The sequence below is a fragment of the Allobosea sp. TWI1241 genome (assembly GCF_039673065.1).
GTDB lineage: Bacteria > Pseudomonadota > Alphaproteobacteria > Rhizobiales > Beijerinckiaceae > Allobosea.
In genome coordinates this window covers 140718-155161 of sequence record NZ_JBDJKW010000008.1, presented here as the reverse complement: position 1 = coordinate 155161, position 14444 = coordinate 140718, and the positions used below count along the sequence as shown (strand labels likewise).

Sequence of the window (14444 nt, the reverse complement as noted above, 5' to 3'; positions counted from 1 at the left end):
GTGGGCCGCGATCGCCGCCGCCGCAAGCGCCGGGACGGGCGCCGGCCGGCCGGCTTACGGCTTCGTGAGCTGACGCTGCGGCGCTCCTTAACGGCCGATCAGCGCGATTCACCGCGCCTTAACGCCGTCCGCAAACTTAATCGCGCCGTGGCGCCGCTGCCGCAGCCGGTCAACAAACCGTTCATCCTGCGCCTCGCATTTGATCGACATGCGTCGCGTTCATCTCGCCCTCATCGCCCTTGGCGTCATCGGCGTCGGACTCGCCGGTTGCGGCAAGTTCCAGAAGCCCCAGCGCGCGGCCTGGCGTGACCAGGCCGAGGCCGCCTGCATGGCCTCGCGCCAAGTGCCGCTGACAGCCTATGTCAGCCTGCGCGGCAAGGCGATCGACGGGCCGGGCACCTGCGGCATGGAGCAGCCGCTGCGGGTCACCGCGCTCTCCAACGGTTCGGTCGGGCTGACCAGCCGCGCCACCCTCGCCTGCCCGGTCGTCGCCACCACCGATCGCTGGCTGGCCGATGTGGTGCAGCCGGCGGCGATGAACGTGCTCGGCGCCCAGGTCATCGAGATGCGCGCCGGCTCCTATTCCTGCCGCGCCATGAACAATGGCAGCGGCACGCGCCGGGCCTCCGAGCATTCCTACGGCAACGCGGTCGACATCTTCTCCTTCCGCCTCAATGACGGGCGCGTCGTCACGGTGAAGGATGGCTGGCGCGGCGCGCCGGCGGAGCAGGCCTTCCTGCGCGAGGTCTTCACCGGCGCCTGCGGGCTGTTCTCGACCGTGCTCGGGCCAGGCGCCGACGCCTTCCATTACGACCATTTCCACATCGACCTAGCGCGGCACGCCAAGGGCCGCAGCATCTGCAAGCCGGTGATCAAGTACACGCCGAACTACGACCTGCCGCCGCCCGACCCGGCGCGCAGCGTCGCGCTCGCCCCGGCCGCCCGGCCCGTGCTGCAGAACCGCCTGCCGCCGCAGCTCGCCAGCCAGCGCGCGGCCGCCGGCGGCATGCGCCCGCCCGGCCAGATCGGCGACGGCGCCTACACCATGGCGGGGCCTTCCCGCACAGGGCAGCCGCCGCAGCGCCAGGCCGAGCTGCGCTGGCAGGGCTACCGGCCCGAGCCGCTGCCGAGCGCCAGCGCCCCGCTCAGCCTGCCCGGCGCGGTGGCGCCGGATGAGGAAGGCATGGCGATCGGCGACGAAGGCGGCGCCGCCGTCAGCGACGACGCCCAGGGCGGCGAGGAGGCGATCACGCCGGCGAACGACCCGTTCGCCTATGGGCGCGGCCAGCACACCGGCTCGCGGCGGCGCGGCCGGCGCCGCCGCGAGCCGTCAGAAGCCCGTCACTCCGCCAGCAGCACCTGCCGGCACTCGTCCGGCAGCGCATCCAGCCCCATGGGCGGCTTCGGCTTGGGCTGCGGACCCGGCTTCGGCTTGGGCTTCGGCCCGAAGATCGCCTTGTGCTGGCGCTCGATCCAACCGGTGAGCTCGGCGCCGCAGCCGTCGCCGCTCTCCGGCGCAGCCTGCGGCGTGCAGCCAGCTGCACCGGCCGGGCAGCCCATCCGGATGTGGAAATGGTAGTTGTGGCCCCAGATCGGGCGCACCTTTGACAGCCAGGCGCGATCGGCGCCGGCCTCGCGGCAGAGCGCGACCTTCAGCGCCGGATTGACGAAGATGCGCTCGACCCGCGCCTCGCTCGCCGCCGCCTTGATCAGCCGGGTATGGGCCGGGGTCCAGTGCTTCGGATCGATGTCGCGCCAGTCGGAACGTGCCATGTTGGTCGCCGGCATGTTCTCGCGCTGGCTCTCGTTGACGCGGGCGCGCGGCATCGGCGTGAGCCAGATATCGGCGTCGAGCCCGATCTGGTGCGAGGCGTGGCCGGTCAGCATCGGCCCGCCGCGCGGCTGCGAGATGTCGCCGACCAGCAGCCCCGGCCAGCCGGTGAGGCGCGGCACGTCGCGCGCGAAGCGCTCGAGGAAGCCGATCAGCTCGGGATGGCCCCAGTTGCGGTTGCGGTTGCTGCGCATCACCTGCCAGCTCGGCCCGTCGACCGGCAGCGCCCGCGCCCCGGCGAGGCAGCCGCGGGCATAGGAGCCGATGGCGCGCGCCCTCAGGCTGGAGGCCGGCGAGTTCTGCGAGCCGAAATGCGCCCGCGCCGCCTCCGGGAAGGCCGCGAGATTGCGGGCGCGGGCCTTCGCCTCGGCCTCTGCGGTGGATTGGGCCGAGGCCGGCGAACCGGCCATCAGCAGCGGCAGAAGGGCCAGGCCGGCCGCGAGACGAAGCAGTGAGACACGAAGCAGTGACATGGCGCCAGACTCGCGTGTCGGGCGGTGCCGGGTCAAGGGCGCGCTCCGGAGCTGCGGAACTCGGCGCGATCCGCGGCGTTCAGCTGACAGACCGGGCGCCTAGGCGCCGACGACCTCAAACCAGCCACGGGAGCCCGCCATGTCGACAGTCCTGATCATCGTCCTGCTGATCGTCCTGCTCGGTGGCGGCGGCTATTACGGCCACAGGACCTATGGCGGCGCCGGCCTCGGCGGCGTGCTCGGCCTGGTGCTCACCATCGTCGTGGTACTGTGGCTGCTCGGCGCGCTCGGCGGCGCCCCGGTGCGCGTCTGACGCAGCCAGCCCGCCTCAGGCGGCGAGCTTCCAAACCAGCATCGCCGCGGCGAGATCGGCCAGCGCCGTCCCCACCGACTTGAACACCGTGACGTCGTCACGCTCGGCCGCCGTGTCGTGCTCGCCTTGGCAGAGGCTGCCGAGCGTGCCGGCGACCAGATCGGGCCGATAGGCGCCGGCGGCGATCGCCACAGCGACGTCGCCGCCCTCGTGCAGGGCGGCCTCGGTGTCGATGAAGACATGGCCGCGCTGCAGCGCCTCGTCATCCGCCTCGCGCATCGACAGGTTGAAGGCGCCGACCAGATCGAGATGGGCAGTGCGCTTGAGCCAGCGCCCCTGCACCAGCGGCTCACGCGCCAGCGTCGCGCAGGAGATCAGATCGGCCTGGCGTGCCTCGCCCTCGAGATCCTCGGCCACGCGTGCCTGGATGCCGTCGGCGGCCAGCGCCGTGACGACCTCTGCCGCGGCATCCGGCCGGCGCGCCCAGATGGCGATGTCCTCGAAGCGCCGGACACTGCGATGCGCCTTGACCAGGAAGGGCGAGAGCGCGCCCGCCCCCACCATCAGCATGCGCTCGGTGTCGCGCCGCTCCAGCATGCGCGAGGCCAGCGCCGAGGTCGCCGCGGTGCGCCACAACGTCAGGCGCGTGCCGTCCAGCGCCGCGAGCGGCTTGCCGCTGCGCCCGTCCATCAGGAGATAGGTGCCCATCACGCTCGGCAGGCTCGCCGCGGCGTTGTCGGGATAGACGGTAACCACCTTGGTGCCGACATAGGCCGGCTCGACCGAAGGCTCGGTCCAGGCCGGCATCAGCAGCAGCGTCGCCGTGGCGCCATGGCCCTCGATCGCATGGTGATGGCGGGTCGGGGTAGCGATCCTGCCCTTGAAAGCGTCGGCCAGCGCGTCGATCAGCGCCGGGAAGGTCAGGAGATCGTCGATCTCCGCCGCGGAAATGAAACGCATCGTATCCCTTGGATCGTCAGACCCGGCTGGTCAGGGCCGGCAGGGCGGAATCGGGCACGGCCGCGCGCAGCGACTGGGCTTCGTCGCGCAGCATCTGGCACTCCTTGCGGGTGACGCGCGCGGCCTTGCGGTGCTTGCCCTGGGCGAGCCAGGTGGCGAGGCCGCCGATCAGCACCCCGACCGCGAGCGTCGCCAGGATGACGGCGAAGAGCGGCAGCTCGACCGAGAACAGCGGCGCGTCGCGGCTGATCGGATCGAGCGAGACGCGCACCGGCGCCCGGTTCGCCACCGAGAACAGCACGAGCAGGATGGCCAGCGGCACGAGCACCAGCGCCTTGAAGAATGCCTTCATCCGGTTTCTCCCGCCGCCTGCCCCGCTCACGCCTTGCCGTTGAGGCGCAGGCGCAGCTCCTTGCCGGTCTTGAACACCGGCACCAGCTTCTGCTCGACCTCGACCGCGTCGCCGGTGCGCGGATTGCGCCCGATGCGCGCCTCGCGCTGCTTGGTCGAGAAGGCGCCGAAGCCGCGCAGCTCGACCCGGTCTCCCCGCGCCAGCGCCTTGACGATCTCGTCGAGGATCGAGCCGACGATGTTCTCGATGTCGCGCTGGTAGAGATGGGTGTTGCGTTCGGCGATACGCTGGACGAGTTCTGATTTTATCATGGCGCCAATATAACCGCTTGTAACATCGTCACTTTTCACCGAAAGGCTGCCAGAGCGCCAGGGGCGCGTCAAGCCGCACGCCGGCCGGCTGCTCGGCGGCGCGGCCCAGCACCGCGGCGAACTGGTCGAAGCCCGCGGCCCGCGCCAACGACGCCGCCAGCGCCCAGGGACCGAAGGAGGAGGAGCGGCTGCGCGGGCGCCAGTCGCGCACCGGCAGCGAGGCCGCGACGCCCTTCTCGCGCTCGAGCCAGGCGATCGCCTCGCGCTCGCCGCCGAGTTCGTCGACCAGCTTGAGCGCCACGGCACGGCGCCCGGAATGCACGCGCCCGTCGGCAACGGCGGCGAGTTCGGCCGGGCTGAGCTTGCGGCGCTCGGCGACGAGCGTCCGGAACCATTCGAAATTGTCGGCGACGATGCGGGCCATCTCGGCCGCCGCCTCCGGCGAGGTCGGCTCGAGGCCGCTCGGATTGGCCTTGAGCGGGCTCGAACGCGAGATCTCGACCTTGACGCCGATCATGTCGAGCAGGCGCGCGACGTTCGGCACCTGCGCGATCACGCCGATCGAGCCGACCGGCGAGGTCTGGCGCGCCACGATGCGCTCGCCGGCCAGCGCGGCGATGTAGCCGCCCGAGGCCGCGACGCCGTCGACGACCGCCACCACCGGCTTCTTGCCGGCGAGTTGGCGCACCGCCTCGTAGATCGCCTCGGAGCCGGTGACGGTGCCGCCGGGGCTGTCGATGCGCAGCAGCACGGCGCTGGCCCGGCTGGTCTCCAACGAGGAGAGCATGTCGAGCGTGCGCCGGTCGCCGGAGATGAAGCCCGACATGGTGACGCGCGCGATATGGGCCTGCGAGACGCCGCCCGGCACGTTGCCGGTCAGGGCGAGAGCCCCGCCGACGACCATGACGACGACCGCCAGCAGCGCCAGCAGCCGCCACAGCGAAAGCTTCCGCCTCAGATTGCGGCGGTCGGCGAGCAGATCGGCGTCTGACGACATGTCGGCGGCTCCAGCTTCGGGCCTGTGATGTAAACGGGCCATCCCGCACGAGCAAGGCGGCAATTATGGCGAAGCGGCGGCCGCGACGCCGTGTCAGGCGGCTGCGGCGGCGCGGCTGCGGTCGAGCGCCAGCAGGGCGAGCCCGCTCGCCACCGAGCGGAAGGCATCGCCGACATGGATGCGCTGCGCGCCGAAGCGGGCGTCGAACAGGGCGCGCACGGCCGGGACATGCGAGGTGCCGCCGGTCATAAACACCGCCTCGATCGCCTCGCCGCTCACGCCGGCCTTGGCCAGCGCCTCGTCGAGCGCGCCCTCGATCGCGGCGACGTCGGCGGCGATCCAGCCGTCGAATTCGGCGCGGGTCACGCTGCGCTCGATGGTGACGCCCATCTGGTCGAAGCGCAGCACCGTCTCGTCCTGGGAGGAGAGCGCGATCTTGGTGGCCGAGACGGCCCGGTAGAGCTCGTAGCCGAGATCGTATTCGATCACCGTCATCAGGTCCTCGAGCCGGTCTGGCTCGACCGCGTCGCGGATCAGCGCCTTGAGCTCGGCCATGGTCTCGCGGCTCTTCATCAGCGAGAGCCGGTGCCATTGCGCGAAAGCGGCGTGGTAATGCGCCGGGATCGGCAGGCGCTTGCCGAAGGAAAGGTACTCGCCGCCCTTGCCGAGGCGCGGCGAGACGGCGTGCTCGATGATGCGGTAGTCGAAGCTGTCGCCGGCGACGCCGACGCCGGCATGGGAGAGCGGCAGCGCCTCCAGCCCGCCGCGCCCGCCCGGCTCGAAGCGCATCACCGAGAAGTCGCTGGTGCCGCCGCCGAAGTCGGCGACCAGCATGGTCTGCGCCCGCTCCAGCCCGCGCGCATACCAGTAGGCGGCGCCGAGCGGCTCATAGGCGAAATCGACCTTGCCCATGCCGGCATGGCCATAGGCGGCCCTGAGCCGCGTCAGCGCCAGTTCCTCGTCCGGGCGCTCGCCGGCGAAGACGACGGGGCGGCCGGAGAGCATGGTGTGCCGGTCCAGCCCGTCGAGCCCGGCGGCGAGGTCGGCGAGGAAGACGCCGATCAGATCCTCCAGCCGGTAGAGCTTGCCAAACAGCCGCGTCTCCTGGAAGGCGCGGCTGGAGAGATGGGTCTTCAGCGACTGCAGGAAGCGGTGCTCGGCGGTCATGCCCAGCGCCATGTCGAGCGCGTCGGGGCCGCTGACATGGGCGACATGCGTCTCGGGCGGCCGGCCCTCGCGCCAGAACATCAGCGCCGAGCGATAGGCGTCGACCGCGCCCTGGCGGGTGGCGAAGCTGCGCGTCGTCACGGAGCCGTCCGCATGGGCGAGCGCCACCACGCTGTTGGTGGTGCCGAAATCGATGCCGATGGCGGCCGTGGTCATGCTCTGCTCCTGTGACGCGGACCACTGCCGTCCTTCCGGGGCTTCGCGCCAGCGAAGAGCCCGCAATCACGGCAGCGGCGAAAGAAAAACCCGCGCGGATCGCTCCGCGCGGGCAGATGGTCGAGAGAGGCCGCCGCGAGGCGGCCCCGGTCTCACTTCTTGTCGGTGCCGGCCTTCTTGAGGGCGGCGCCCAGGATGTCGCCGAGCGACGCGCCGGAGTCGGCGGAGCCGAACTGCGCCATCGCCTCGCGCTCCTCGGCCATCTCCAGGGCCTTGATCGAGACCTGGATCTTGCGGGCCTTCTTGTCGAAGAGGATGACGCGAGCGTCGACCTTCTCGCCGGCCGCGAAGCGCTCGGGGCGCTGCTCGGCACGGTCACGCGCGATCTCGGCGCGACGGATGAAGGTCGTCATGTCGGTGCCGACGATCTTGACGTCGAGACCACCCTCCTTGACGTCGATCACCTCGCAGGTGACGACCTGGCCCTTCTTGAACTCGCCGGCATCCACGAAGGGATCGCCGCCGAGCTGCTTCAGGCCGAGAGAGATGCGCTCCTTCTCGACGTCGACGTCGAGAACGACCGCCTGGAGCATGTCGCCCTTCTTGTACTCCTCGATCACCTGCTCGCCCGGACGGTTCCAGTCCAGGTCCGACAGATGGATCATGCCGTCGATGTCGCCATCGAGGCCGAGGAACAGGCCGAACTCGGTCTTGTTCTTGACCTCGCCCTCGACCACCGAACCGGACGGATGCTGCTCGGCGAAGACCTCCCACGGGTTGCGGAGGGTCTGCTTGAGGCCAAGCGAGATGCGGCGCTTGACCTGGTCGACCTCGAGGATCGCAACGTCGACTTCCTGCGAGGTCGAGACGATCTTGCCGGGGTGGACGTTCTTCTTGGTCCAGGACATCTCCGAGACGTGGATCAGGCCTTCGATGCCCGGCTCCACTTCGACGAAGGCGCCGTAGTCCGTGATGTTGGTCACGCGGCCCTTGAGGCGGGCGCCGACCGGGTAGCGGGCGGCGATGCCGTCCCACGGATCGGCCAGGAGCTGCTTGATGCCCAGGGAGATGCGGTGCGTCTCCTGGTTGATCTTGATGATCTTGACCTTGACCGTCTGGCCGATGGTGACGACCTCGGACGGATGGTTGACGCGGCGCCAGGCCATGTCGGTGACGTGCAGCAGGCCGTCGATGCCGCCGAGGTCGACGAACGCACCATACTCGGTGATGTTCTTGACGACGCCGTCGATGACCTGACCCTCCTCGAGGGAGGCGACCAGCTCGGAGCGGGCCTCGGCGCGGGTCTCTTCGAGAACCGTGCGGCGCGAGACGACGATGTTGCCGCGGCGACGATCCATCTTGAGGATCTCGAAGGGCTGCGGCTGGCCCATCAGCGGACCGACGTCGCGGATCGGGCGGATGTCGACCTGCGAACGCGGCAGGAAGGCCACGGCGCCGTCGAGATCGACGGTGTAGCCACCCTTGACCGTGTTGAAGATCATGCCGGTGACCTTCTCGCGGGCCTCGAAGGCCTTCTCGAGCTTGACCCAGCTCTCTTCGCGGCGCGCCTTGTCGCGCGAGATGACGGCTTCGCCGAGGGCGTTCTCGATCCGGTCGAGATAGACCTCGACCTCATCGCCGACGTTCAGCTCCTGGTCGCGACCGGGGCCGGTGAATTCCTTGAGGGCGACGCGCCCTTCCGTCTTCAGGCCGACATCGATGATCGCCATATCCTTCTCGATGGCGACGACCTTGCCCTTGATGACGGTACCTTCGAGGGCCTCGTTCTTCTGGAACGATTCCTCGAGCAGGGCGGCGAAATCCTCGCGGCCCGCGTGATAGTTTTCGACAGCAGACATATGTGCTCCTGGAGGCCGGCCGCGTATCCCGCGGATGTCCGGCTGGGCGCCGTTCGGTTGGTGTTGCACGCCGGATCGGGCGATGCGGTGTCCCGCCGAGCGGGACGTTTGCCGTCCGCGACGAGCGGGACGACGGGCGCCGGGCCACAGGGCCGATCCGTATCCGAAACGCGCTTCCCGCTGCTGGACGGGCGCGCGCCGAAACGAGGCGCTCCCGGCACGTGACGGACACGGCCCTTCGGACAGGAGGCGACGTAGCGATTTTCAGGCCCCGATGCAAGCTTCCCGGCGATTATCCCGGGTTTTTCGCCGCGAAGCCGCGCCGGCCGGAGGCGTCGGGGCGGCCATGCGCGCCGCGGCCTTGCGATCGCCCCGGCCGCGCCCGATCTCTTGCGGCGAAGCGCGACCCCGGCGTCGCCGCACCGATCAGGGGAAGGCCCGCATGCTCCCGCTCTCCGTTCTCGACCTCGCCTTCGTCGCCGACGGCGCCACGCCCGCCGACGCGCTGCACAACAGCCGCGACCTCGCCCGCCATGTCGAGGCGCTCGGCTACACCCGCTTCTGGCTGGCCGAGCACCACAACATGATCGGCATCGCCAGCGCCGCGACCGCGGTGGCGATCGGCTATGTCGCCGAGGGCACCGCGACCATCCGCGTCGGCGCCGGCGGCATCATGCTGCCGAACCACTCGCCGCTGGTGATCGCCGAGCAGTTCGGCACGCTCGACGCGCTCTATCCCGGGCGCATCGATCTCGGGCTCGGCCGGGCGCCCGGCACCGACCAGCGCACCTGGCGCGCGCTGCGCCGCGATCCGGAGGCCGCCGAGCGCTTCCCGCAGGACGTGCTGGAATTGCAGGCGCTGCTCGGACCGGTGCAGGCGGACCAGGCGATCCGCGCCGTGCCGGGGATGAATTCCAACGTGCCGCTCTGGATCCTCGGCTCCAGCCTGTTCGGCGCCCAGCTCGCGGCGATGCTCGGCCTGCCCTACGCCTTCGCCTCGCATTTCGCGCCCGATGCCCTCGACGATGCGCTGGCGGTCTATCGCGACCGCTTCGAGCCCTCGGCGCAGAGCGCCCGGCCGCATGCCATGGTCGGCGTCAACGTCGTGGCGGCCGAGACCGACGCCGAGGCGCGCCATCTCTTCACCTCGGTGCAGCAGCGCTTCGCCGACATGCTGCGCGGGCGGCGCGGCCTGCTGCCGCCGCCGATCGACGATATCGAGGATTACTGGAGCGGCGCCGAGAAGCTGCAGGCGCAGCGCATGCTGGCCTGCTCGATCGTCGGCTCGCGCGAGACGGTGCGCGAAGGGCTGAAGGCCCTGCTCGCCCGCACCCGCGCCGACGAGCTGATCGTCGCCTCGGCGATCTTCGACCACGAGGCCCGCAAGCGCTCCTACACCATCCTCGCCGAGGTGGCGCGGGAGCGCGGCGAGGCCGCCTGAGCGGCCTCGCCCTCGCCTTGCGTCCTAGTTCTGCCCGGGCAGGCCCGGCAGGCTGAGGCCCTCGAGCCCCGGCAGGCTCTGGAACTGGCGCTCGATCGCGGCCGGATCGGCGACCGGCGGCTTCTCCAGCCAGTAGGTCACCATGCCGGGGAAGACGATCATCAGCGCGACCAGCAGCAGCTGCAGCCCGATCCACGGGATCGACCCGAGATAGATGTCGCGGGTCTTCACCTCCGGCGGCGCGATGCCGCGCAGGTAGAACAGCGCGAAGCCGAAGGGCGGGTGCATGAAGGCCGTCTGCATGTTGGCGCAGATCAGCAGGCCGAACCAGATCAGGTTGATGTCGAGCTTCGTCGCGACCGGCGCCAGCAGCGGGATGATGATGAAGGCGATCTCGAAGAAGTCGAGGAAGAAGGCGATGAAGAAGACGAACACCATGGTGAAGGTCAGGAAGCCGACCTGACCGCCGGGGAGGCCCGTCAGCATGTGCTCGATCCACAGCCCGCCGCCGACGCCCTGGAAGACCAGGCTGAACACGCGGGCGCCGATCAGGATCATCGTCACCATGGCGGTGATGCGCATGGTCGAGGACATGGCCTGATAGGTCAGCTTCCAGGTCAGCGTCCGGTAGAGCGCGGCGAGCCCGAGCGCGCCGACCGCGCCCATGGCACCGGCTTCCGTCGGGGTGGCGAGGCCGACGAAGATCGTGCCGAGCACCAGGAAGATCAGCGCCGCCGAGGGGACGATGCCGCGGATGCACTTCAGCGCCAGCGGCCAGCCGCGCAGGGTGCGCGCCTCGGGCGGCAGCGCCGGGACATGCGAGGGCCGCAGGATGCTGAGGATGGCGACCCAGGCGCAGAACAGCGCGATCTGCACGATGCTGGGGCCGATGGCGCCGGCATACATGTCTCCGACCGACTTGCCCATCACGTCGGCCAGGACGATCAGCACCAGCGAGGGCGGGATGACCTGGGTGATGGTGCCCGACGCCGCGATCACGCCGGTGGCGTGCTGCATGTTGTAGCCGTAGCGCATCATCACCGGCAGGGAGATCACGCCCATGGCGATGACCGAGGCCGCGACCGTGCCGGTGATGGCGCCGAGGATCGCGCCGACGAAGATTACCGCATAGGACAGGCCGCCGCGCACGCTGCCGAAGAGCTGGCCGATCGAATCGAGCAGATCCTCGGCGAGACCGCAGCGCTCCAGCACCGCGCCCATGAAGGTGAAGAAGGGAATCGCCAGCAGCAGGTCGTTGGAGATGATCGAATAGAGCTGGAAGGTGAGATTGCCCATGTACTGGGGCACGATCACGCCCATCTCGATCGCGATGAAGCCGAAGAACAGGCCGACCGCCGCCAGCGAGAAGGCGGCCGGGTAGCCGATCAGCAGAAAGAGAACCAGCCCCCCGAACATCATGGGGCCGAGATTTGCGCGGATGAGGTCGATCATTGCAGCGGCTTCTCGTAAGCGAATTCGTGCTGGTGGAAGCCGCGCAGCGCTGCGGCGCGCTTGATCATCTCGGACATGCCTTGCAGCAGCAGCAGCGAGAAGCCGACCGGCAGCAGCAGGATCACGGGCCAGCGGATCAGGCCGCCGGCATTGCTGGAGGTCTCGTTCAGCGTCCAGGCCTGGACGAACCAGGGCCAGGTGAACCAGATCAGCACGACGCACATCGGCGTCAGGAACACCGCGCCGCCGATCAGGTCGATCCAGTGGCGGGTGCGGTCGGAGACCATGCCGTAGAGCAGGTCGACCCGGACATGCTCGTTGACGCGCAGCGTGTTGGCCGCGCCGAGCAGGACCATGCCGGCGAACATGTACCATTGCAGCTCGAGCCAGGCATTGGAGCTGGACGAGACCAGGTAGCGGATCGAGGCGTTGCCGGCGCTGACCAGGCAGGCGAGCAGCACCAGCCAGCTCGCGATTACGCCGAGCCAGCCGCCGAGGCGGTCGACCGCATGCGCGAAGGGCAGCAATTGCCGGCAGAAGGTCCAGGCCAGCCAGACCATCGCGGCCATGCCGCCGACGGTGGCGAGCGCCAACCAGAGTTTGAACATCAGGCGTCCCCGGGTTCTCCGGGGTCGGGAACGGCCTTGCGACGCCTGCCGCGGCGGTCGCGGGACGGCGTCCGGACAGGCCCCGGCTCCGGGCGCATTTCCTGTGCGCTTATTGAGCCGTCGCTAGCAGTTACGGGCTTAGCCGTTCCATGTCTTATACAAGGCTACGGCATAACCTCGGCATAACCTGTCAGGTCGAGCTGCTCCTGGGTGCGCAGGCGGTAGCCGATCGCGAGCTCGGTCACCAGATAGACCGGCCGCGCCGGGTCGGGCTCCAGCTTGTCGCGCAGCTTCTTCATCAGGATGCGCAGATACTGCACGTCCTCGTCGGGGTCCTGCGGCCAGAGCTCCTTCATCAGCTGGCGATGCGTCAGCACCTTGCCGTGATGCATGCCGAGCGCCCGCAGCAGCGCGAACTGCTTGGGCGAGAGCGTCACCGGCGCGCCGTTCAGCGTGACGATGCGCTGGGCGAGGTCGAGCGCCAGCGCGCCGACGCGCAGCACCGGCTCGGGCGCACCGCGGCTGACCACGCGGCGCAGCACCACGCGGGCGCGCGCCAGCAGCTCGGCCATGCCGAAAGGCTTGACCACATAGTCGTCGGCGCCCTTTTCGAGCAGCGCGACCTTGTCGGTCTCGGCATTGCGCACCGAGAGCACGATCACCGCCCCGTCGAACCAGCCGCGCAACTGCTCGAGCACGCTGGCGCCGTCGGCATCGGGCAGGCCGAGATCGAGCACGACGAGATCGGGCTTGCGCATCACCGCGACCTCCAGCGCCTCGCGCGCCGTGCCGGCCTCAACGATGCGGAAGCCCTGCAATTCGAAGCCGGTCTTGAGAAAGCGCCTGATCTGCGGCTCGTCGTCGACGACGAGCACGAGCGGCGCCGCCGTCGACGCCCTTTCGTCAGCCATCCTCGTCCTCCCTGGTCGCTCCCGCCGGCGAGACGGGGAGCAGAATGCGCATCGTCGTGCCCTGGCCCGGCCCGCCGCTCAGCGCCTCGATCGTGCCGCCACAGGCCTCGACGAAGGTGCGCGCGATGGTCAGGCCGAGCCCGCTGCCGCCAGCAATATCGGCATGACGCTCGCCGCGATAGAAGCGTTCGAAAAGATGCGCCTGCTCGCCGCCGTCGAGGCCCGGCCCCTCGTCGCGCACGTCGATGGCGAGGCGGTCGCCGCTGCGCCCGAGCGCGATCGCCACCGGCGCCCCGGCAGGCGCGTATTTGGCGGCATTGTCCAGGATGTTGACCAGTGCCTGCTCGATCAGCACCGGGTCGACGCGGACCCAAGGGTGCGCGTCGGCGACCGTGAGGGCGACGCGCCGGTCGAGCAGCCGTTCCGACAGCCCGGCGAGCACCGCGTTGACGATGTCGGTTGCCTCGATGTCCTCCAGCCGCGGCTGCAGCGCGCCGGCGCGGATGCGGGTGACGTCGAGCAGGTTCTGGATGCGGCGATCGAGCCGGCGCGCTTCCAGCGCGATCGCCTCGGCGAGCGCGACCAGCTCCGGCTCCGCCGCCAGCGCGGGCGCCCCGGAGATCACGCTCGCCGCGCCCATGATGCTGGCGACGGGCGTGCGCAGATCATGCGAGACCGCGCCCATCAGCATGTCGCGCAGCAGGTCGCTGCGCCGGCGCAGCTGGCGTTCCTCCAGCGCGCGGCTGAGGCCGAGGCGCTCGAGCGAGCGGGCGCCCTCCTCCAGGATCGAGCGCACCTGGACCAGCACCTCGCCCGTCGCGCCGGCCGCGCCGTCCTCCATCGCAACCGCGAGCACGGCGCCGTGGCGACTGGCGGCGCCGAGGCGGCAGAGCAGCCAGCGCCCGGCGCCCGGCGGCGCGACGAGGTCGATCTCGGTGCCGCCATCGTGCGGCGCGCGCGCGGCGAAGGCCTCGACCTCGGTCGCCAGCCCCGGCACCACCGCATCCGCGTCGGCCCGGACCGGCCCCCACGCGCCCGCCTCGTTCGGCGCGAACAGCACCACCGCGCGGCCGAGTTCCTCGCCCATATGGCGGGCGACGATGTCATAGATCGCCGGCAGGTCGCCGGCGCCGGCGATCTCGCTGCCGAGTTCGTAGAGGCGGCGCACCCGGCGTTCGCCCTCGCGGACGCGGACCATCTCGGCCCTGAGCTGCCCGGCGAGCCGCCCGATGGTGATCGCGACGATGAGCGAGATCGCGAGATCGATGATCTGCGACGGCGTCACCACCAGCACGCTGAGCACGGGATCGTAGAACAGCGCCGACATCACCGCGCCGAGCAGCGCCGCGAAGATGGCGGGGCCGGTACCGTAACGGACGGCGGCGACCAGCCCGGGCAGCATGAACAGGGCGGACGCCGTCTCCAGCGGGGTGAAGGTCAGCATGGCCGCGGTCGGGATCGCGGCCAGGAGCACGAGGCCCGCGGCCTTGAGATAGGCGCCGCGCGCCGGTCCCGGGCCGAGCGGGCGAAGCCAGTCCCTCATCGCTCCCCCT

Annotated in this window: 13 protein-coding genes and 1 pseudogene; 3 read left to right on the top strand and 11 right to left on the bottom strand. The window is 70.3% G+C overall.

Translation table 11 applies throughout. The features are described 5' to 3' along the window. Nucleotides 1-208: 208 nt before the first annotated feature. A pseudogene (locus tag ABE438_RS12545) lies at nucleotides 209-853 on the top strand (extensin-like domain-containing protein); the annotation flags it as partial. A 488-nt stretch (nucleotides 854-1341) separates the two neighbouring features. On the opposite strand, the gene mepA reads toward ABE438_RS12545, so the two are convergent. Further along, nucleotides 1342-2304: a penicillin-insensitive murein endopeptidase gene (mepA, locus tag ABE438_RS12540; RefSeq protein ID WP_346502958.1), complete on the bottom strand. Its 963-nt coding sequence runs from the start codon at nucleotides 2302-2304 to the stop codon at nucleotides 1342-1344. Between the two features lie 139 nt (nucleotides 2305-2443). Between mepA and ABE438_RS12535 the strand changes: the two genes are divergently transcribed. After that, complete coding sequence (locus tag ABE438_RS12535; protein ID WP_346502957.1) at nucleotides 2444-2617, top strand: DUF3309 family protein; 174 nt, start codon at nucleotides 2444-2446, stop codon at nucleotides 2615-2617. Nucleotides 2618-2632: 15 nt separating this feature from the next. On the opposite strand, the gene lhpI is transcribed toward ABE438_RS12535, so the two are convergent. From lhpI to rpsA, 6 genes are all read right to left on the bottom strand, one after another. Next, the gene (gene lhpI, locus ABE438_RS12530) at nucleotides 2633-3577 is read right to left on the bottom strand and encodes a bifunctional Delta(1)-pyrroline-2-carboxylate/Delta(1)-piperideine-2-carboxylate reductase (protein WP_346502956.1); all 945 of its coding nucleotides are present in this window, start codon (nucleotides 3575-3577) and stop codon (nucleotides 2633-2635) included. Nucleotides 3578-3593: 16 nt separating this feature from the next. Further along, entirely contained in the window at nucleotides 3594-3929 is a 336-nt protein-coding gene (locus ABE438_RS12525; protein ID WP_346502955.1) for a LapA family protein, read from the bottom strand. Nucleotides 3930-3955: 26 nt separating this feature from the next. Next, on the bottom strand, nucleotides 3956-4240 hold the full coding sequence (gene ihfB, locus ABE438_RS12520; RefSeq protein WP_346502954.1) for an integration host factor subunit beta: 285 nt from the start codon (nucleotides 4238-4240) through the stop codon (nucleotides 3956-3958). A gap of 28 nt (nucleotides 4241-4268) precedes the next feature. Continuing rightward, nucleotides 4269-5237: a signal peptide peptidase SppA gene (gene sppA, locus ABE438_RS12515; RefSeq protein ID WP_346502953.1), complete on the bottom strand. Its 969-nt coding sequence runs from the start codon at nucleotides 5235-5237 to the stop codon at nucleotides 4269-4271. A 93-nt stretch (nucleotides 5238-5330) separates the two neighbouring features. After that, on the bottom strand, nucleotides 5331-6620 hold the full coding sequence (locus tag ABE438_RS12510; protein WP_346502952.1) for an Hsp70 family protein: 1290 nt from the start codon (nucleotides 6618-6620) through the stop codon (nucleotides 5331-5333). A 152-nt stretch (nucleotides 6621-6772) separates the two neighbouring features. Next, complete coding sequence (gene rpsA / locus ABE438_RS12505; protein WP_346502951.1) at nucleotides 6773-8479, bottom strand: 30S ribosomal protein S1; 1707 nt, start codon at nucleotides 8477-8479, stop codon at nucleotides 6773-6775. A 442-nt stretch (nucleotides 8480-8921) separates the two neighbouring features. Between rpsA and ABE438_RS12500 the strand changes: the two genes are divergently transcribed. Beyond that, a complete protein-coding gene (locus tag ABE438_RS12500; protein WP_346502950.1) occupies nucleotides 8922-9920 on the top strand; it encodes an LLM class flavin-dependent oxidoreductase in 999 nt (332 codons plus the stop codon). A 24-nt stretch (nucleotides 9921-9944) separates the two neighbouring features. Here the strand turns inward: ABE438_RS12500 and ABE438_RS12495 are convergent, their stop codons facing one another. The 4 genes from ABE438_RS12495 to ABE438_RS12480 form a co-directional block, all read right to left on the bottom strand. Continuing rightward, the gene (locus tag ABE438_RS12495; protein ID WP_346502949.1) at nucleotides 9945-11372 is read right to left on the bottom strand and encodes a TRAP transporter large permease; all 1428 of its coding nucleotides are present in this window, start codon (nucleotides 11370-11372) and stop codon (nucleotides 9945-9947) included. Continuing rightward, on the bottom strand, nucleotides 11369-11932 hold the full coding sequence (locus ABE438_RS12490; protein ID WP_346503015.1) for a TRAP transporter small permease subunit: 564 nt from the start codon (nucleotides 11930-11932) through the stop codon (nucleotides 11369-11371). The genes ABE438_RS12495 and ABE438_RS12490 overlap by 4 nt, the downstream gene beginning before the upstream one ends. Before the next feature lie 212 nt (nucleotides 11933-12144). Further along, nucleotides 12145-12891 (bottom strand): response regulator, encoded by a 747-nt coding sequence (locus ABE438_RS12485; RefSeq protein WP_346502948.1) that lies wholly within the window; start codon nucleotides 12889-12891, stop codon nucleotides 12145-12147. Further along, nucleotides 12884-14434 carry an ATP-binding protein gene (locus ABE438_RS12480; RefSeq protein WP_346502947.1) on the bottom strand — a complete coding sequence of 517 codons (1551 nt, stop codon included), beginning with the start codon at nucleotides 14432-14434 and terminating at the stop codon, nucleotides 12884-12886. Before ABE438_RS12480 ends, ABE438_RS12485 begins: the two co-directional genes overlap by 8 nt. Nucleotides 14435-14444: the final 10 nt, after the last annotated feature.